The 19,701-nt window shown below is 72.2% G+C and carries 16 protein-coding genes and 1 pseudogene; 15 read left to right on the plus strand and 2 right to left on the minus strand.

Going from position 1 to position 19,701, the window contains the following annotated elements:
* Window positions 1-39: 39 nt before the first annotated feature.
* From aspS to mltG, 12 genes and pseudogenes are all read left to right on the plus strand, one after another.
* Complete coding sequence (gene aspS, locus IEY61_RS13825; protein ID WP_189044403.1) at window positions 40-1,863, plus strand: aspartate--tRNA ligase; 1,824 nt, start codon at window positions 40-42, stop codon at window positions 1,861-1,863.
* Between the two features lie 68 nt (window positions 1,864-1,931).
* Window positions 1,932-2,646, plus strand: a pseudogene (locus IEY61_RS13830) (sugar nucleotide-binding protein).
* 177 nt (window positions 2,647-2,823) lie between these two features.
* Window positions 2,824-3,438 carry an ArsR/SmtB family transcription factor gene (locus IEY61_RS13835; RefSeq protein ID WP_189044223.1) on the plus strand — a complete coding sequence of 205 codons (615 nt, stop codon included), beginning with the start codon at window positions 2,824-2,826 and terminating at the stop codon, window positions 3,436-3,438.
* Window positions 3,435-4,751: an MFS transporter gene (locus tag IEY61_RS13840; protein WP_189044225.1), complete on the plus strand. Its 1,317-nt coding sequence runs from the start codon at window positions 3,435-3,437 to the stop codon at window positions 4,749-4,751. The genes IEY61_RS13835 and IEY61_RS13840 overlap by 4 nt, the downstream gene beginning before the upstream one ends.
* Before the next feature lie 195 nt (window positions 4,752-4,946).
* Window positions 4,947-5,156, plus strand: a complete 210-nt coding sequence (locus tag IEY61_RS13845; protein WP_189044227.1) for a hypothetical protein — start codon at window positions 4,947-4,949, stop codon at window positions 5,154-5,156.
* A 75-nt stretch (window positions 5,157-5,231) separates the two neighbouring features.
* On the plus strand, window positions 5,232-6,749 hold the full coding sequence (locus IEY61_RS13850) for a replication-associated recombination protein A (RefSeq protein ID WP_189044229.1): 1,518 nt from the start codon (window positions 5,232-5,234) through the stop codon (window positions 6,747-6,749).
* A 2,780-nt stretch (window positions 6,750-9,529) separates the two neighbouring features.
* Window positions 9,530-10,129, plus strand: a complete 600-nt coding sequence (locus tag IEY61_RS13855; RefSeq protein ID WP_373293156.1) for a hypothetical protein — start codon at window positions 9,530-9,532, stop codon at window positions 10,127-10,129.
* Between the two features lie 147 nt (window positions 10,130-10,276).
* Window positions 10,277-10,738, plus strand: a complete 462-nt coding sequence (locus tag IEY61_RS13860; RefSeq protein ID WP_189044232.1) for a DUF948 domain-containing protein — start codon at window positions 10,277-10,279, stop codon at window positions 10,736-10,738.
* Between the two features lie 25 nt (window positions 10,739-10,763).
* A complete protein-coding gene (locus tag IEY61_RS13865; RefSeq protein ID WP_189044234.1) occupies window positions 10,764-11,069 on the plus strand; it encodes a hypothetical protein in 306 nt (101 codons plus the stop codon).
* On the plus strand, window positions 11,066-13,744 hold the full coding sequence (gene alaS / locus IEY61_RS13870) for an alanine--tRNA ligase (RefSeq protein ID WP_189044236.1): 2,679 nt from the start codon (window positions 11,066-11,068) through the stop codon (window positions 13,742-13,744). The genes IEY61_RS13865 and alaS overlap by 4 nt, the downstream gene beginning before the upstream one ends.
* Window positions 13,745-13,817: 73 nt before the next feature.
* Window positions 13,818-14,279, plus strand: coding sequence for a Holliday junction resolvase RuvX (ruvX, locus tag IEY61_RS13875; protein WP_189044238.1), 462 nt, complete (start codon window positions 13,818-13,820; stop codon window positions 14,277-14,279).
* On the plus strand, window positions 14,276-15,469 hold the full coding sequence (mltG, locus tag IEY61_RS13880) for an endolytic transglycosylase MltG (RefSeq protein ID WP_189044240.1): 1,194 nt from the start codon (window positions 14,276-14,278) through the stop codon (window positions 15,467-15,469). Before ruvX ends, mltG begins: the two co-directional genes overlap by 4 nt.
* A gap of 70 nt (window positions 15,470-15,539) precedes the next feature.
* Here mltG and IEY61_RS13885 read toward each other — a convergent pair whose 3' ends face one another.
* Window positions 15,540-16,799 (minus strand): endo-1,4-beta-xylanase, encoded by a 1,260-nt coding sequence (locus IEY61_RS13885; protein WP_189044242.1) that lies wholly within the window; start codon window positions 16,797-16,799, stop codon window positions 15,540-15,542.
* A gap of 124 nt (window positions 16,800-16,923) precedes the next feature.
* Here IEY61_RS13885 and IEY61_RS13890 point away from each other — a divergent pair, with 124 nt between their 5' ends.
* Entirely contained in the window at window positions 16,924-17,751 is an 828-nt protein-coding gene (locus tag IEY61_RS13890; RefSeq protein ID WP_189044244.1) for a shikimate dehydrogenase, read from the plus strand.
* Between the two features lie 356 nt (window positions 17,752-18,107).
* Here IEY61_RS13890 and IEY61_RS13895 read toward each other — a convergent pair whose 3' ends face one another.
* On the minus strand, window positions 18,108-18,458 hold the full coding sequence (locus IEY61_RS13895; RefSeq protein WP_189044246.1) for a hypothetical protein: 351 nt from the start codon (window positions 18,456-18,458) through the stop codon (window positions 18,108-18,110).
* 233 nt (window positions 18,459-18,691) lie between these two features.
* Here IEY61_RS13895 and IEY61_RS13900 point away from each other — a divergent pair, with 233 nt between their 5' ends.
* Window positions 18,692-19,510 carry a DUF5753 domain-containing protein gene (locus IEY61_RS13900; protein WP_189044248.1) on the plus strand — a complete coding sequence of 273 codons (819 nt, stop codon included), beginning with the start codon at window positions 18,692-18,694 and terminating at the stop codon, window positions 19,508-19,510.
* Window positions 19,507-19,701: a DUF397 domain-containing protein gene (locus IEY61_RS13905; RefSeq protein WP_189044406.1), complete on the plus strand. Its 195-nt coding sequence runs from the start codon at window positions 19,507-19,509 to the stop codon at window positions 19,699-19,701. Before IEY61_RS13900 ends, IEY61_RS13905 begins: the two co-directional genes overlap by 4 nt.

Below are 19,701 nucleotides of genomic sequence, written 5' to 3' on the forward strand. Positions count from 1 at the left end.
CGAGAGGCAACCGTGGAGCAGATGAGGGAGACACACGCCGTGATCCGTACCCATGACGCCGGCAGCCTGCGCGCGACGGACGCCGGCAGCACGGTGACGCTGGCCGGGTGGGTGGCCCGCCGGCGCGACCACGGCGGGGTCATCTTCGTCGACCTGCGGGACGGCTCCGGCGTGGTCCAGGTGGTGTTCCGCGAGGAGGACGCGCACGCGCTGCGCAACGAGTACTGCGTCAAGGTCGTCGGCGAGGTGACCCGCCGGCCCGAGGGCAACGAGAACCCGGAGCTGCCCACCGGCGAGGTCGAGGTGACCGCGACCGAGTTGGACGTGCTCTCCGAGGCGGCGCCGCTGCCGCTGCCGGTGGACGACCAGGTGACCGCCGGTGACGACGTCCGGCTCAAGTACCGCTACCTCGACCTGCGCCGCAGTGGCCCGGCGGCGGCGATGCGACTGCGCTCGCGGGCCAATCAGCTGGCCCGCACCGTGCTGCACGAGCGGGACTTCCTGGAGATCGAGACCCCGACGCTGACCCGGTCCACGCCGGAGGGCGCCCGCGACTTCCTGGTCCCGGTGCGCCTGCAGCCCGGCAGCTGGTACGCGCTGCCGCAGTCGCCGCAGTTGTTCAAGCAGCTGCTGATGGTCGGCGGCATGGAGCGCTACTACCAGATCGCCCGCTGCTACCGCGACGAGGACTTCCGGGCCGACCGGCAGCCGGAGTTCACCCAGCTCGACATCGAGATGTCGTTCGTGACCGAGGACGACGTGATCGACCTCGGCGAGGAGATCGTCACCACCCTCTGGTCCGACCTGGCCGGTCACCAGATCCCCCGGCCCATCCCGCGGATCACCTGGCACGACGCGATGGCGCGGTACGGCTCGGACAAACCGGACCTGCGTTACGGCGTCGAGCTGACCGAGCTGACCGACTACCTGCGCGGCACCCAGTTCCGGGTCTTCGCCGGCGCGATCGACGCGGGCGGGTACGTCGGCGCGGTGGTGATGCCCGGCGGCGCGTCCCAGACCCGCAAGGAGCTGGACGGCTGGCAGGACTGGGCCAAGGCGCGCGGCGCGAAGGGCCTGGCCTACGTGGTGCTCGACGCCGAGACCGGCGAGGCGCGCGGGCCGGTGGCGAAGAACCTGTCGGCCGAGCACCTGGCCGGGCTGGCCGACGCGGTCGGCGCCAAGCCGGGCGATGCGATCTTCTTCGCCGCCAGCCCGAACACCCGCGAGGCGCAGGAGCTGCTCGGCGCGGCCCGGATCGAGATCGCCAAGCGGGCCAACCTGGTCGACGAGAGCGCCTGGGCGTTCTGCTGGGTGGTCGACGCGCCCATGTTCGAGCCGGTCTCCGACCAGGAAGCCGGCGGGGCGGAGGGCTGGACGGCCGTGCACCACCCGTTCACCTCGCCCAAGGCCGAGTGGGAGGGCCGGTTCGAGGAGGCGCCGGACCGGGCCCTGGCCTACGCGTACGACATCGTCTGCAACGGCAACGAGATCGGCGGCGGCTCGATCCGTATCCACCGCCGCGACGTGCAGCAGCGCGTCTTCGACCTGCTCGGCATCACGCCCGAGGAGGCGCAGGACAAGTTCGGCTTCCTGCTGGAGGCCTTCAGCTACGGCCCGCCGCCGCACGGCGGCATCGCGTTCGGCTGGGACCGGGTCTGCATGCTCCTCGCCGGCGCCGACTCGATCCGCGAGGTGATCGCCTTCCCGAAGACCCGCGGCGGCTACGACCCCCTCACCGGCGCCCCCACCCCCATCACCGGCCAGCAGCGCGCCGAAGCCGGCATCGACGCCAAGCCCAAGCCCCAACCGGCTCCCCACACCGGCACCGCCGGCCCCGCCGCCCCCGTAGCCGACCCCACCTGACCCCAAGCCCTTTCCCGTTGATCATGAGGTTAGCGGCGATGTTGATCGCGAAACGTGCCGCTAACCTCATGATCAACAAGGCGGGAGGGGGTGGGGTGGGGGTGGTTGTGGTGGTGGGGGGTAGTGGGTTTTTGGGGGCGGAGGTTTGCCGGCGGGCGGTCGCGGCCGGACGGCGGGTGGTGGGCACGTACCACTCGGGGGCCGTCGGGGTGGCGGGCGTGGTGGCGCGGGAGCTCGACGTGACCGACCGGGCCGCGGCTGGTGTACATCTCCAGCGACGCGCTGCATGCGGGGCGCCCCGAGCCGTACGCCGACGACGATCCGCCCAGCCCGATCTTCCCGTACGGCGCGGCGAAGGCCGCCGCGGAGACGGCGGTACGCGCGCTCGACCCCGGTGCCGCGCTGGTGCGTACCTCGTTGATCGTGGGGGAGGGCAGCCCGCAGATCCGGCTCTGCCGGGACGCCCTGGCCGGGCGGGGAGCCCTCTTCACCGACGAGCTGCGCTGCCCGGTCGACGTCACCGACCTCGCCGCCGCCGTGCTCGAACTGGCAGCCTCGGATTACGCCGGCCCGCTCAACGTGGCCGGCCCGGACGGAGTCAGCCGGGCGGAACTCGGCCTGCTGGTGGCCCGCCAGGCGGGCCTGGACCCAGGTGCCCTGACCACCACCACCGCCACCGAGCGCGGTCTGGTCCGCCCCGCCGAGATCCGCCTCGACATCACCCGCGCCGCCGCTCTCCTGCGTACTCGCCTACGCGGCATCACCGAGCTCCTCACCCCCTGAACCTGCCCCGCCCCCTCTCTCCCCCTCCCTCCCTCCCTCTCCTCCGCGATCTTGCACTTCTCGTCGGAATGAATGCCGCAAAAAGGGGCATTTCGGCGACCAAAAGTGCAAGATCGACGGGCCGGGGTTGGGCGTAAAGGCTTGTGCATAGAAGTTGTGCATAACTATTGTGCAGGCATGGGGCGTGTGGAGCGGGGTGCGGTGCGGCGGGTGCGGATCGATCAACGGCAGGTGCGCGCGCTGGCGCATCCACTGCGTACCCGACTGCTCGGCGCGTTGCGAGTGAAGGGACCGGCCACGGCCACCGACCTTGCCGCGCTGCTCGACACCAACACCGGGGCGACCAGCTACCACCTGCGGCAGTTGGCCGAGGTCGGGCTGGTCGTCGAGGAGCCCGACCGGGGCACCGGTCGGCAGCGCTGGTGGCGGGCCGCGCACGACGTCACCAGCTGGGAGAACACCGACTTCGACGATGACCCGGACGCGCGGGCCGCGATCGAGTGGATCCAGGCCGAGCAGATACGCCACTTCGTCGAGCACGCCGAACGGTGGTTCGCCGTCCGCGACCAGTGGTCGCCGCAGTGGCGTGACGCGTTCGGCACGGGCGACATCTTCATGACCGTTCCGGCGGCCCGGCTGGAGGCGCTCAAGGCGGAGCTGTGGCAGGTTCTCGAGCGCTACCGCGCCGAGGCCGACCCAAAGGAGCCCGACGCCGAGCAGGTGCAGATCTTCCTGACCGCTCTGCCGCTGCTGCTGGGCGAGAAGTTGGCGCCGCCGAGGGGGAAGCCATGACGCGCGCCCTGTCCGTACGTCAGATCCGGCGACGCTATCTCGTCCTGCACGGCCTGCGCTGGCTGCCGGCTGGTCTGGTGATCCCGGTGAGCATCCTGCTCATGCAGGAGCGCGGTCTCACGCTGACCCAGATCGGGCTGGCCGTCGCCGCACAGGGGGTGGTGGTGCTCGCCTTGGAACTGCCGACCGGCGGCTTCGCCGATGCGCTGGGCCGCAAGCCCGTGCTGGTGGTGGCCACCCTGGTCGGTCTCGTCTCGACCGGGCTGCTGGTGGTGGCCGACTCGTTCGCCCTGCTGGCTGCCGTCTGGGCGTTGCAGGGGGTGTTCCGCGCCCTGGACAGCGGCCCCCTCGAATCCTGGTACGTCGACACCACCCTGGCTGCGGACCCGGATGACGCCTACGAGAAAGGGCTGGGCCAGGGCGGGACCGTGCTCGGGGTGAGCGTGGCCGCCGGTGCCCTGCTCAGTGGTGCCCTGGTGGCGCTCGGCCCAGTGGGCCCGGTCAGCGCGCTGACCGGGCCGGTGGTGGTCGCCGCCGGCTTTCAGGTGATCTCTCTGGTGGCGCTGCTGATGCTGCTGGTGGAGCGGCGACCGGTGACGGGCGCGGGTGCGCTGCACGCGTCGGTGCGGGCCGCCCCACGGATGATCGGCGAGGCGTTCGGCCTCCTGCGCCGGTCCCGGGTGCTGCTCGCCCTGGTCGCGGTCGAGCTGTTCTGGGGCTTCGGCATGGTCACCTTCGAGGGCCTGCTGCCGATCCGGCTGGCCGAGGTGATCGGCGACGCCGACCGGGCCGCCGCGCTGCTCGGACCGGGTAGCACCGTGGCCTGGCTCGCCTCGGCCGGCGGGGCGGCGCTCACGCCGCTGCTCATCCGCTGGCTCGGTGCCGCTCCGGGCGCCGCCCTGCTGCGCATCGTGCAGGGGATCACCGTGGTCGGCATGGCGCTGGTCGCCGGTCCGACCGGGATGCTGATCGCCTTCTTCGCCTGCTACGCGGTGCACGGTGCCGCCAACCCGCTGCACATGGGGCTGCTGCACCGCCAGGTCGACGGCCCGTACCGGACCAGCGTGATCTCGGTGAACTCGATGGTGGCCCTGCCCGCCGGCGCGCTGGGTGGAGTGCTGCTCGGCTACCTCGGCGACCGGGCCGGGGTGAGCACGGCGATGCTGGTCGGCGCGGTGGTGCTGGCCGTCGCCGCGCCGTTGTACCTGCCGGCCTGGCGAGCCGCCCACCGGCCCGTGGAAGGTGGGCGGCAGCAGCCAGCCCACGGCACCGTCGCGTCGCCAGCCCCGAATCGGTTGGTCGGGCGGCAGTGAGTGCCGGACGAAAGGGTGGTGGTCCACGGCCGCCAGGATGTTCTCCCGCCCGTCGAGCACCTCGTCGACGCCGGTCATGGCGGGCAGCCTGGTCGCGACGCCGGGAGGGCCGGGCGATCCACGGTGGAGATTGGCGGGCCGACCGATCGGGTACATCCCGCGCCAACCTACTGGAACCCCCACCGGAGGAACGCCATGTTCGCCATCGCCGCCGCCGCGGTCTTCGGCTTCGCGCTGCTGCTGGACCTGCTGGACACCAACCTCGGAGCGCCGGGCCTGTTCAACTGGAACACCCTCGTGCTGATCGGCCTGCTGCTGCTCTCGCTCTATTTCGCCGGCGTCGGCCGGGGCGCGGGCGGTGGCGGTGGCCGCTGGTACCGGGGCCGCCGACCGGGACGCGGCTGACCGAAAAGGATCATCTCGGGCTCGGTCGGTGGCGCGATTCCGGCGCTGTCGGCCGAGCCCGGTACTGTTCTCGTGATGGAGTCTGATGCCCTCTTCACCCTCGGTGAACCCGCCGCAGCGCCCAGTGCGCAGACGGGTTCCGGTGGCGTCGGCGGCTTCACCGCGGTCGGGCCGGACGCGCCACTGCCCGTCCGGATGCGCCCGGCGAATCTGGACGAGCTGGTCGGCCAGGAGCATCTGCTCACCCCCGGGTCGCCGCTGCGGCAACTCGTCGCCGGCAACGCGCCCATGTCGGTCATCCTCTGGGGGCCACCGGGCAGCGGTAAGACCACCATCGCCCACCTGGTGGCCGGAGCCACCGACCGACGCTTCGTCGCCATGTCAGCGCTGTCGGCGGGGGTGAAGGACGTCCGGGCCGTCATCGACACCGCCCGGCGGCAGCGGCGCTCCGGTGGCCCGCCGACCGTGCTCTTCATCGACGAGGTGCACCGGTTCAGCAAGACCCAACAGGATTCGCTGCTGGCGGCGGTGGAGGACCGCACCGTCACGCTGCTCGCGGCCACCACGGAGAACCCGTACTTCTCCGTCATCTCCCCGCTGCTGTCGCGATGCGTGCTGCTGACGCTCCAGCCGCTCGACGACGCGGCGGTCCGCGCCCTGCTGCGCCGCGCGTCGACCGACGAGCGGGGCCTGGCCGGGGCGCTCACCCTCGACGCCGATGCCGAGGAGCACCTCGTGCGGCTGGCCGGCGGCGACGTACGCAAGGCGCTCACCGCGCTGGAGGCGGCCGCGGCGTCGGCCACCGCGCTCGGCGCCGGGCGGATCGACCTGACCACCGCCGAGCGTGCGGTGGACACGGCGGCCGTCCGCTACGACCGCGCCGGTGACGCCCACTACGACGTGACCAGTGCCTTCATCAAGAGCATGCGGGGCTCGGACGTGGACGCCGCGTTGCACTGGCTGGCCCGGATGCTGGTCGCCGGGGAGGACGCCAGGTTCATCGCGCGTCGGCTGGTCATCTTCGCCAGCGAGGACATCGGCATGGCCGACCCCGGTGCCCTCGGCGTGGCCACCGCCGCCGCCCAGGCCGTCGAGTACGTCGGCCTGCCTGAGGTACAGCTCAACCTCGCTCAGGCCGTGATCCACCTGGCCACCGCGCCCAAGTCGAACTCGGCGACCACGGCGATCGGCGCCGCGATCGCCGACGTACGGGCCGGCCGGGGCGGCCCGGTGCCCCGCAGCCTGCGTGACGCGCACTACGCCGGCGCCCGCGGGCTCGGCCACGGCACCGGGTACCGCTATCCCCACGACGACCAGCGGGGCGTGGTCGGTCAGCAGTACGTACCGGACGACCTGGTCGGCGTCGACTACTACCGGCCGAGTCAGCACGGCGCGGAGCGATCGGTGGCCACCCGGCTGCCGTTGCTGCGCCGGATCGTCCGCGGGCTGCCCACCCCCGCGGTCAGGGAAACGTCGACGGCGAACGGCCGGGCGCCGACGTCGCCCGCAGGCGACGGCGGCCGGCCGACGGCCACGCAGGTCGACGCGGCCGATCAGATCGGTGGCAGCGCCGACGGAAAGGGTCAACAGTGAGATCGCCTGGTTCGGAGCGACCGGAGGACGGCCCGGACGAGCGGCGTGGCAAGGGCCGCCGCTGGGGCCGGGGCAGGCCCGAGGCCACCCCGGAGGAACCAGCAGCCGGCGAGGACCTCGGCTGGATCGACGACCTGCGATCGGCCAAGCAGCAGCGCGGCGATCTCGGCCCCGGCGGTACGCCGGCACCGGACACGCCGCCCGGCCCCGAGTTCGCCGGCCAGATGCCACCCGGTCGTCCCGTCCCGCCCCCCGTCGGCCGCCCGGCGCCGGAGCCGCCCGGCGGCCCCGTCCCGCCGGTGGCCCCCGGTGGTCGTGCGGCGGGGCCGGGTGGGCCGGTTCCGCCCGGCGGTCGAGTACCGGTGGGGCCCGGTGGGCCTGTCCCGCCTGCGGGCCCCGGTGGTCGCGCGCCGGGGACGCCGAGCCGTTCCGTGCCGGTGGAGCCGACCGCTGGCCCGCCCACCACTCCCCCGCCGACCACCGCCCCGCCGACCACCGCCCCGCCGCGCCGGGGAGTCGCCGAGCCGCCCCGGGCTCGGCCGGTCGATGGTCCCTGGCCGGGTGCCCCGGGCCCGCACCCTCCGGCTGTCCCCCCGAACGTCGGTGGCCCCCGACCGGCCGCCGGACCTGTGCCCGCTGGTGCCGGGCCCCGGCCGGACGCCACTGGCCGGCAGCAGCCACCCGTCGCCCCGCCATATTCCGGTCCGCCGCCGGCCGGTCCGCCGCCGGCCGGTCCGCCGCCGGCCGGTCCCGTCGGGCGTCGCGACACCGGCGCGCCGAACACTCCGCCTGGCGGTTGGCCGGCGGCTGACGCCGCTGCGCCCGCCCGGCGGACGCGTTCCGGTCCGCCCGCCGAGCCGGCCTCCGGTCCGCCGACCGGCCCGATCTCCGGTCCCCCCGTCGGGCCCTTCTCCGGGGTGCCGGCCGGTCCCGTGTCGGGCCCGCCCGCACCGCGCCGGATGCCCGACCGTCGGCCGGACGGGGTGCCCGCCGGCTCTCGGCGGGCGGCGCCCGGCGGAGTCGAGTCTCCCCGCATCCCGGCGACCCGCGAATCCGACGCCGGGGGGTCGCCGGCCGGCCCTCCGGACCCGCTGGCGGCTCGACGCGGCCGACGCGCCGCGGCAGAGCCCACGCCCGCCACGGACCAGGTGGGCCGCGGTCCGGGTCGTCCGGTGCCGGGGATGACGTCCGCACCCGAGGGCCCGACCGACGGCCGACATGCCGGCCGTCGGCGCGCCCCTGACGACGGCCAACCGGTGGTGCCGCTCTCCGGCAACGCACCGCCGATCCCCGGTGTGCCGTCCGGCGGCGCCACTGCCGCCTCCGATGGCGGTGCCGGGGTACGCAGTGGCCGCCGTGGCCTGCCGGAGGATCCGGCGATGCCGGTACCGGGCGACCGGACGGGGCCGCGGGCGCCGGACGCCGGACGCCGTTCGGCCGATGCCACGGACCTGCCGTCACGGGGTCAGCACGGGACCGACGCCGGTTCGCCGTCGCGGGACACGGGGCCGACGCCGGGCCGCGAGCGGCGGGCCGCCGAGGAACCGTTGCCCGGAGGGGGTCGGACGGGTGGTGACACCGCCGAACGCTCGACCGTGCCCCGGTCCGGCGCCGGCCGCGCCGGCCGCCCCGAGCGACCGGCCGACTGGCTGCGACAGGCCGGCCGTACCCACCACACCGATCCGGCACTGTCGACGATCAAACGGCGCGGGACATCACCCGGAGACCCGGCCGGGCGTGCCGGCGGAACACCGTCGGGCGGCATCCCGGTGCTCGGTGAGCGCGGCGCGGAGCCGCCCACCGGCCCCGCCACCGTCCGGCCGGACGGTGGCACCGTGCCTGGCCGTCCCCTCGGTGACGGACGCTCCGCCGGCCCCGGCCCCGGCCCCGGCCCGGGACGTGCGGGTGCCGCCGTGCCGCGCCGTGCCGAGGAACCGCCCACCGGGCGGGGGCGTGCCGTGCCCGACTCCGGGCCACCCACCACCGGCCCGGCGACGAACGAGCTACCGGGCGGGCGCGCCGGATCCGAGGCGCCCCTCGGGCGCCCCCGGGCGTCCGCCCGACCCGACGGTGCGCCGGCTGGCCCGCCGCGCGGTGCCGTCCGCCCGGATGGTGCGCCGGCTGGCCCGTTGCGCGGTGCCGTCCGCCCGGACGGTGCGCAGGCCGGCCCGCGCGGTGCAGCCCGACTCGACATGCCGCCGGCGGGGCCGCCGAGGGCGAGCCGTCCCGACGGTCCGCCGCGCGGTGCCGCCCAGCCCGAGGGCCCGATCGGCGGTCCCGGCCGCCCGGGCGGCATGCCACCGGGTCCCGCCCGCGCTGCGGCCCGCCCCGGGACCGACCCGGCCCGGCCCGACGCGGGTCCGCCCCGGTTGGATGCGGGCCTGCCCCGGCCGGGCGCTGCCCCGCCGATCGGTCCCGCCCCGGGACGTCCGGCCGGCGTCGCCGCGGAACGGGGCGAACCGTCACCGACCGTGGCCCGTGCGGCCACCCCGCCCGTGCGACCCGATGACCGGCTGGCCGGGCGGGCCGCGCCACCCCATCGGACCCCTGAGCCCGCCGGCCCACCGGGGCCCCCGCCGCCGCGTGCCGGTGAGAACCCGGCGGTGGCCCGGGCGGCCGTGGCTCCCGTCGACCCGGTCGGGCAACGGTCCGGTCCGGAACCGTCGCTGCGGCGGCCCACCGAGCCGGAGCAGCCGGACTCCGACCGGCCCGGGGACGAGCTGTCCGACGTCGGCCCGGAACCGCGCCGGCAGGCCGGTGGCGAGCAGCGGGTACGGGCGATCATCCTGGCGGTGGTCAGCGTGATCCTGCTCGGCGGTGTCCCGGCCTTCTTCGGCGTACAGGCGATGAGGCAGGATCCGGTCTTCGTCTCGCTGGACGAACTGGACGTGCCAGACTGGGCCGCCGTCGAACCGGTCGACGACGTCAGTGGCAGCCGCTGGTGCCTGCTCGACTGCCGGCTGCGGGAGCGCACCGTCAACTCCGAGCGGTCGCCGGAGGATACGGCCGAGGTCTACGAGGCCGCGCTGAGCCAGGATGGTTGGCAGCGGTGGACGCCGGCCTACTGCCCCGAACAGGAGGAGAAGGGCAGCTACACCTGCTGGCGACGGGACGAACTGACCCTCGACCTCTGGGTCCGGGCACCCGCCTGCGTGCCGCCGCCGGTGGACGGCGAGCCGGCGGTGGTGCCGGAGCCGGACCCGTCGACCGCGGCGGAGGAGTGCGCCGGATCGTTGGTGTCGGTGAAGGTGCGTAACGCGATCGACGACGAGCGGACCCGGCCACAACCGACCACGGACCCCTCGCTGACCGGTGTGGATCCCTATCCGACTCTGGGCGAGGACCCGCTGGGCGAGTTGACCTCGTCACCACCGTCCTGAGCCGATTGTCATCACGGACGGTAGGGTCTGCTTCTGGCGGCCCGTGTGCGTGCGCTGGTCCGGGCCTGCCGGGCGTTGTCGTGGGCGAGACGGTCGTGCGTCTCGGGACCGTCGAGGTCCCGGGGCATCTGCTTGAGGAGGACAGGCGTGGGCTTTCTGGAAGTCGCGGCGTTGGTCGCGGCGATCGCGTTCGCGATGCTGGTGCTGATCCTGACGCTGCCCATCCTGCGGTTGCGACACACGGTGGACGCCACCACCCGGATGATCAACGACCTCAACGACCGGACCGGCCCGCTGCTCGGTGACGTCAACGCCACCGTCCGCAACGTCAACATCACGCTGGAGCAGGTTCAGACGTCGCTCGACGGCGTGAACCTGCAACTGGCCAAGGTCGACACGATGACCAGCCACGCGCAGAACATCAGCGCCAACGTCGCCAACCTGGTCACCGTCGTCTCGGCCGCCGCGGCCAACCCGTTGGTCAAGGTGGCCGCGTTCGGCTACGGGGTGCGCAGGGCGGCCGCCGCCCGGCGGCACGCGGAGACCGAACGCGAGGTCCGCGACACCATCAAGGCTCAGCGGCGCGCCAACCGGCGCGGGAACCGCTGACCGACGCGAAAGCGGAGGTACGAGCATGAGGCGCCTGTTCTGGCTGGGCATCGGGCTGGCCGTCGGCGTGGTGGTGGTCCGCAAGGCGACCCGCGCCGCACACGCGTACACCCCGGCCGGCATCGCCGACAACCTGTCACAATCCGCTGGCGGTCTGGTCGAGGAACTGCGTAGCTTCGTGGCGGACGTACGCGCCGGGATGGCCGAGCGGGAGCAGGAGATCCACGAGGCGTTCGCCCAGGGTGAGGCGTTCGACGACCAGTTCGCCGAGTTGCGGGAGGACCCGCGGATCGGTGACCGAGAAATCTTTCCGGAGGAACCCCAGCGATGAAGACGGCGGAGATCAAGCGGCGGTACCTCGCCCACTTCGAGGCGAACGGCCATGCCGTGGTGCCGTCCGCTCCGCTGCCCGCCATCAGCGACCCGAACCTGCTGTTCGTCAACGCCGGCATGGTGCAGTTCGTTCCCTACTTCCTCGGCCAGCAGACGCCACCGTACTCGCGTGCGGTGAGCGTGCAGAAGTGCATCCGTACGCCGGACATCGACGAGGTCGGCAAGACCAGCCGGCACGGCACGTTCTTCCAGATGAACGGCAACTTCTCCTTCGGTGACTACTTCAAGGACGGGGCGATCCCGCTCGCCTGGGACCTGGTGACCAAACCGGTCGATCAGGGCGGCTTCGGGCTGGACCCGGAGCGGATCTGGGCGACGGTCTACCTCGACGACGACGAGGCGTACGACATCTGGCGCCGCACCGGCGTGCCGGCGGAGCGGATCGTGCGACGCGGCAAGGCGGACAACTTCTGGTCGATGGGCATCCCGGGGCCGGCGGGCCCCTGCTCCGAGCTGTACTACGACCGGGGCCCGGCGTACGGCGCCGAGGGCGGTCCGGAGGTGGACGAGGACCGGTACCTGGAATTCTGGAACCTCGTCTTCATGCAGTACGAGATCGCGGACGTGACCAGCAAGGAGCACTTCCGCATTGTCGGTGACCTGCCGAAGAAGAACATCGACACCGGCATGGGCCTGGAGCGGATGGCCTCGATCCTGCAGGGCGTCGACAACCTCTACGAGATCGACGAGGTCCGGCCGATCCTGGACCGGGCGGCCGAGCTGACCGGCAAACGGTACGGCGTGCACTCCGGCCAGGCCGCCAACCAGTCGCACCCGGACGACGTACGGCTGCGGGTGGTCGCCGACCACGTGCGTACCGCGCTGATGCTGATCGGTGACGGGGTGACCCCGAGCAACGAGGGCCGGGGCTACGTGCTGCGGCGGATCATGCGACGGGCGATCCGGGCGGTGCGGCTGCTCGGTTGGCAGGAACGGGCGCTGCCGGAGCTGCTGCCGGTCGCCCGGGACTGCATGGCCGCGTCGTATCCGGAACTGGCCACCGACTTCGAGCGCATCTCGGCGTACGCGTACGCGGAGGAGGACGCCTTCCTCGCCACGCTGCGCGCCGGCACCACGATCCTGGACACCGCGATCGCCGAGACCCGCACCGCGGGTGGCCGGGCGCTCTCCGGTGACAAGGCCTTCCAGCTGCACGACACGTACGGCTTCCCGATCGACCTGACCCTGGAGATCGCCGCCGAGCAGGGGCTCGACGTCGACCAGGAAGGCTTCCGCCGGCTGATGGCCGACCAGCGGGCCCGGGCCAAGGCCGACGCACAGGCCCGTAAGACCGGGCACACCGATCTGTCGGCGTACCGCTCGGTGCTCGACGCCGGCGGGCCGGTGACCTTCACCGGCTACACCGAGACGACCCGCGAGTCGACGGTACGGGCGGTGCTGGGCACCGCCGGTCCGCGCGCGGCGGCAGTCGAGGGCGACGTGGTGGAGCTGGTGCTCGACACCACCCCGTTCTACGCCGAGGGCGGCGGGCAGCAGCCCGACCACGGAATGATCACCGTCGGTGGCGGTCAGGTCGAGGTCCTCGACGTGCAGCAGCCGGTGCCGGGGCTGATCGTGCACCGGGCCCGGGTGATCCGGGGCGAGGTGCGGGCGGGGGAGACCGGCTACGCCGAGATCGACACCAGCCGTCGGCGGGCCATCTCCCGGTCGCACACCGCCACCCACCTGGTGCACCAGACGATGCGCAACTTCCTCGGCGAGTCCGCCACCCAGGCCGGCTCGCTGAACGCCCCGGGTCGGCTGCGCTTCGACTTCAACACCGCGACCGGGGTGGCGCCGAGCGTGCTGCGCGACGTCGAGCAGCAGGTCAACGAGGTGCTCCTGGCCGACCTGGAGGTGCACGCCTTCGTCACCTCGCTGGAGGAGGCGCGCCGCATCGGCGCAATGGCGCTGTTCGGCGAGAAGTACGGCGAGCAGGTCCGGGTGGTGGAGGTCGGCGACTACGCCCGCGAGCTGTGCGGTGGCACCCACGTGTCCCGTTCCGGCCAGCTCGGCCTGGTCAAGATCCTCTCCGAGGCGTCCATCGGGTCCGGCGTACGCCGGGTCGAGGCGCTGGTCGGCATGGACGCGTTCAACTTCCTGGCCCGCGAGCACCTGCTGGTCGCCCGCCTCGCCGAGCTGTACCGGGTCCCCTCCGAACAGGTCGCCGAACGGGTCGAGCAGACGGTCACCCAGCTGCGCGACGCCGAGAAGGAGTTGGAGAAGCTGCGCGCCCAGCTGGTGCTCGGCGGCGCCGCGGCGCTGGCCGCCCAGGCCAGGGACGTGCGGGGGGTCGCGTACGTCGGCACCGAAGCGCCCGAGGGGGCGGCCGGCAACGATGTGCGGACCCTCGCCCAGGAGATCCGGGGCCGGATCGATCCCGCCCGGCCCGGAGTGGTCGCGGTGGCGGCCCGCTCGAACGGCAAGGCGTCCCTGGTGGTGGCGGTGAACCCGGCCGCCCGCAGCCGAGGGCTGGCCGCGAACAACCTGGTCAAGGCCGCGTTCTCGGGGCGCGGCGGCGGCAGCCCGGATCTCGCCCAGGGCGGCGGGCTGCCCGAGTCGGAGGCGCCGAACCTCCTGCTCACGGTCGAGAAGGCGATCGCCGAGGCGTGAGCCACCAGCGAGGCGGGTCAGGGCGGGCCAATCCGGTCCGCCCTGACCCGTTTTTTGCGAAAGGTGACGCGGCGTGACTGATTTGCCTCGTGGCGTGCGGCTGGGCGTGGACGTCGGTCAGGTCCGGGTGGGGGTGTCCCGGTCCGATCCGCACGGGGTGCTCGCCACCCCGCTGGTCACCCTCGCCAGGGAGCAGAACCCCAGGTCAGACGCGGTGCCGTCGGACATCGCCGAGCTTGCCGCGCTGGTCGCCGAGCACGAGGCGGTCGAGGTGGTGGTGGGTCTTCCGATCAACCTTGCCGGCAAACATGGACCCGCGGCGGAGCACGCGAAGGCGTACGCTCGACTTCTGGCTGGTGTGATTTCGCCGGTACCGGTGACGCTGACCGACGAGAGGATGTCCACGGTCGTGGCGAGCCGCAGGCTTGCCGAGCGGGGTGTCCGGGGGAAGAAACAACGCGCGGTGGTCGACCAGGCCGCCGCGGTGGAGATTCTGCAGAGCTGGCTGGATGCGCAGCGGAGGCCGACGCGATGATGGACGAGCTGGATCTCGGGTTCGACGAGCGTGAGAGGGGCGACAAGGGCAAACACCGACGCGGCCGTAAACGCGACGGCCGATCCGGTGGTGGTCGGGGCAAGACCATCTTCGCCCTGCTGCTGGCGCTGGTGCTGCTCGGCGGCATCGGCGGCGGTGCCTTCTACGGTTTCGACCGGATCCAGAATTTCCTCACCACCCCGGACTACGACGGTGCCGGCACCGAGGAGGTGACGGTCCAGATCCCGCAGGGCGCGTTCCTGGCCGACATGGCCGTGGTGCTCTACGAAGCCGACGTGGTCAAGAGCACCAAGGCGTTCACCAACGCCGCCAACGACAACTCGCGCAGCCGCAACATCCAGCCCGGCACGTACAAGCTGCGCAAGCAGATGAGCGGCGAGAACGCCCTGGCCGCGATGCTCGATCCGGCCAACCGGATCGTCAACGGGATCACCATCCCCGAGGGGCGCTCCGCGACGAGCATCTTCAAGCTGCTCAGCAAGCACACCGACATTCCGGTCAAGCAGTTCGAGACCGCCGCGAAGAACCCGGAGAAGCTCGGCGTGCCGGACTGGTGGTTCAAGCGCACCGACGGCAAGAAGTCCAAGAAGTCGATCGAGGGTTTCCTCTTCCCGGACACCTACGAGATTCCGCCGGACGCCACCGCCGAAACCATTCTCAAGCAGATGGTCGACCACTTCCTCACCGTCACCGGGCAGATGGAGTTCGCCGACCGGGTGGAGAAGGAACGCGGCGGGATCAGCCCGTACGAGGCGTTGATCGTCGCCTCCCTCGCCCAAGCCGAGGCCGGCACCAAGAAGGACCTCGGCAAGGTCGCCCGGGTCGCCTACAACCGGGCCTACGGCGAGTTCCCATGCAACTGCCTGGAGATGGACGTCACGGTCAACTACTACCTGGAGATGACGGGGCAGAAGACCAAGACGTCGGCTGAGATGACGCGGGACGAGCTGCTCGACACCAAGAACCCGTACAGCCGCAAGCTGCGGGGGATGATCCCCACCCCGATCAACAATCCGGGCAAGGACGCCCTCGAAGGCGCGATGGATCCGCCGAAGGGGAATTGGTTCTACTTCGTGGCCGTCGACAAGGAGGGCAACTCCGAGTTCGCCGAGACCTACGAGCAGCACGAGAAGAACAAGGCGAAGGCCCGGGAGGCCGGGATCATCTGATCCGGCGGCGGCTCATGCGGTGGGGTGGAGATGATCTGCACCCCACCGCACGTCGGGGCCTGAGTCGTGGTCAGGCCAGGTCGATGGTTGCCGCGGTGTCGGCGGCATCGATGGTGAAGCGCGCGGTGCGGTCGCCTGCCGAGACGGTGTAGTCGCCGAGGAAGCCCTCGACGGTGACGGTGCCGTCCGCGTCGGTGCGCATGGTGGTGGGCGGCAGCCACCACTCGCCCTTGATGAGGGCTTCCAGGGCGTCGTACGACGGCTTGCGGCTGCCGTCGGCGCGGACCAGGCCGGCGGGGGCACCGAGCCACGCGCCCCGGTCGGTGAGCCCCCAGTAGTTGATCGACTCGACGGCGGGGTGGGCGAGCAGCGACCGGTAGTGCCGGGCGATGTCGTCGGCCTGCCGCGCCTCGCCCTCGGGGGTGCTCGGCCACTCCGGGATCTGGTAGTCGTTGAGGTCCACGATCTCGGGCGGCATGAGGTGGCCGGAGACCAGCGTGGTCTCGGTCAGGTGCAGCGGCAGACCGTAGCGCGCGAACCGGTCGAGCAGCTGCTGCATCTGTTCCTCGCCCCGGTACCCCTGGTGCATGTGGGTCTGCAGCCCGATCGCGTCGATGCGGATCCCGGCTTCGAGCACCCCCTCGATCAGGCACTCGTAGGCCGAGCTGAGGTCGAAGTCGTTGAGCAGCAGGGTGGCCGCCGGGTTGGCCGCGCGGGCCTCCTCGAACGCCATCCGCACCATGTGGATGCGGCCCCGGGCCCGGGCCAGGGGGGTGATGGCGTTGTCCCCGTTGGCGAAGACGGGCATGATGACCGCCTCGTTGATCGCGTCCCAGGTGTCGATCAGGCCGGCGAACCCGCCGACCAGGTCACGGATGCGGGCCCGTTGCAGCCGTTCGACCTCGTCGAGGTCGACGCCGAGCAGCCACGGCGGCTGCACGGTGTGCCAGACGAGCGGGTGACCCTTGACCGTCACGCCGCGCTCGGCCAGCCACCGCGCCGTCTTCGTCAGGCGCTCGGTGTCGGGGGCGCCGCGCCGCGGCTCGTAACTGCCCCAGTAGAACGGCAGGGTCGCGGTGTTGAACAGGTTGAGCCACAGCTCGCCCAGCCGCTCCAGGTCCACCTGGTCGGTACCGCCGAAGGGCTGGCCGTCCGCCTCGGGGCGGGGGCCACCGACCAGGTCGACGAAGTCGAAGCCGATGTTGCCGAAGCCGAAGGCGTGCCGCTGCTGGGCGACCGTCACCGGCTGCTCGGGGAGCGGCTGCCCTTCCGGCCCCCGGACGACGAGCGTGGTCTTTCCCCTGCGATGCCGCAGGCTGGTGTCAGACATGCCTCTCCTTCGCGTGGCCCGGCCGTGAACGACGTTCATGATCCCGCAGAGCGGGGGCCTGCCGCAGCGGTCGGTTCGGTGTTGAATACCGTTGACGGTTGGCACTGCGGTTTGGGGAGGATCGTTGGCTGTGTCGGCGCACAAGGCGGCGGTGGTGGGCAAGCCGATCGCGCACTCGCTCTCCCCGGTGATCCACAATGCCGGCTACGCCGCCGCCGGGTTGACCGGGTGGTCGTACACCCGGATCGAGTGCGCGGCGGAGGAGTTGGCGGGCCTGGTCGCGGGCCTGGGGCCGGAGTGGGCCGGGTTGTCGGTGACCATGCCGAGCAAGGAGGCGGCGCTCGCGGTTGCCGCCGAGGTCTCGCCGGTCGCCGCCGCGGTGGGTGCGGCCAACACGTTGGTACGCCGCCCCGACGGTTCCTGGTACGCCGACAACACCGACGTCTCCGGCATGGTCGAGGTGCTGACCGAGGCGGGCGTACGCTCCGGTGCCACGGTGACCGTGCTGGGCGCGGGCGGCACCGCGCGGGCGGCGCTGGCGGCGGCGGCCCGGCTGCACGCATCGGCGGTGGCCGTGGTGGCTCGCCGACCGGCGGCGGTCGCCGAGCTGGCCCCGGTGGCCGGCCGGCTGGGGCTGGCCATGACCGCCGCCGGCTGGTCCGAGGCGTCGACGCGAGCCGAGGCCGACGTGGTGATCTCCACGGTGCCGAAGGGCGCCGCTGACGACCTTGCGGACACGGTGTGCTGGCGGCCGGGCACCGTGCTCTTCGACGCGATCTACGACCCCTGGCCGACCCCGCTGGCCGCCGCGGCGGGCGCGGCCGGCTGCCGCATCGTTTCCGGCCTGGACCTGCTGCTGGCCCAGGCGATCGGCCAGTTCGAACAGTTCACCGGCGTCGCCGCCCCCCGCCCCGCCATGTCCGCCGCCCTCGCCGCCGCCCGCGCCGGCTGACCCAGTTCGGATCGAGCGGTCGTCCGCGCGGATGCGCTGCTGAAGCGTGTCTCCGGGAGACCCCTTCTATGCCGACCTGGAAGCCGACCAGCGCCAGTCAGCTGTCCGTCCTGGTCATGAGCCGGGCAGCGGACGCGCCATCGCCGCACCAAGCCGAACGCTGGCGGCGACGCGCTGCGGGCGGCCGATCCGAGATCTTGGACAGTTGCCGTTAGCAGCTAACGGAAACTGTCCAAGATTGACACTTAGATCGCCGTTTCGCCGTAATGGTGGTGTCCCGACCGCTTGGACACGGCCGTACCGACGAAACGGAGTCGATCCGCCTCGGCCCTATCGCCGCCCTATTGCCGGTCGCTTCATCGGGGCTCGAAATTGGTGTGGCGGGACCAGGCGAGGAATCGGGTGAAGAGGGCGGCCGGGTCGGGGGCGTCGTGTGGGTTGAGGTGGTAGAGGTCGCGCATGGCCTCGTACATCAAGCCGGCGAGGTAGATCGACAAGCCGGCCAGATTGCCGTCGTACTCCACCCTCAGCAGCAGTCGAGCCTCGCCGCAGGGCCAGGGCTGCCCGTCGGCCCGGCAGCACCACATCGGCCGCATCGGGGTGTGCGGCAACCCGCCACCGGTGACGTGCGGACGATCGGGGTGAGGGCCGCGCTTCGGTGGCGACAGCCGGTTGGTGATCACCGCTGGCCTATACACACCCGCCATGGTTGGCCTCCATTCCGCATCTGGATGGGGTCGCCCGTGCACGGGGGAAGTTCGCGGGCGACCCCGATGCAGGAACCACCCCGTCCCTTCCTGGATAGGAGCGGCTCCGCTGCGTGACAGTTTGGATAGAACGCCCTACTGTCGGTAGGCGCGCACGGCATCCGCGCATGCACCAGGGGTAACTGGGCGTAACTGGCGAATCGTCGAGCGGAAACGGGCAGGAGTGAGGATCGATGGGCAGCGCTGTCGATTACGTCCGCGAGGAACTGCGGCTGCTGCGAGTGCATCTCAGGTTGAGTCAGGACGACTTCGGTCGCGGCATCGGCTATTCCGGGTCGCACGTCAGCTCGGTCGAGACCGGTGGTCGACCACCCACCAGGGATTACATGGTCTCCGTCGACCGTGCCCACGACCCGGCCTTCGATGCGGAAGCTGGGGAGGGACGCTTCACCCGGATGCTGCGGGAACTGTCGAAACTGGAGCAGACGCCCGCCTGGCTGCGTGAGTGGATCGAGCTGGAACGCGAGGCAGCGCTCCTGCGCTGGTACGAACCGGCGTTCGTCCCCGGTCTTCTTCAAACGGAGACGTATGCGCGAGGCATGATGAACAACGGCCTGCTCCTTCCGGGCCAGATCGATCAGATGGTGGCGTCCCGGCTGGATCGGCAGGCGATCCTTACCCGCGACGTGCCGGTACCGCTGGTGGCGATCATCGATGTGATGGTGCTCCGCCGGCCGGTCAATCAGCAGCCCGACATCATGCGGGAACAGCTCGAACACCTGGTCAAGATGTCCGAGCTGCCGCACGTCCAGATACTCGTGGTGCCCGAGGAGGCGGGGATTTACCCTGGCTTGCAGGGCGGCTTCATCGTGGCGACCCTCGGCGACGGCTCGCTGGTGGCACACCTCGATCACCAGGTGCGCGCGCAGGTGGTCAGCCAGACCGATGACCTTGCTACCCTCCAGCGGACGTGGGAGGCGGTCCGAAGTGAAGCACTCCCGCGCCGGCAGTCACTCGAGCTGATCAAGGAAGTGGCGCAGACATGGACATGACCGGGGCCAGTTGGCGCACGTCGACCTACTCGGGCACCAACGGCGGATCCTGTGTCGAGGTTGCCGACAATCTGCCCGGCGCGGTGCTGGTGCGCGACACCAAGGACCGGGACGGCGGCACCCTTGCGTTCACGCCAGGCTCCTGGCAGTCCTTCGTCGACCTGGCGAAGCGGATCGCTCCGACGAGCTGA

Source organism: Micromonospora sonchi, from assembly GCF_014646235.1.
GTDB lineage: Bacteria > Actinomycetota > Actinomycetes > Mycobacteriales > Micromonosporaceae > Micromonospora > Micromonospora sonchi.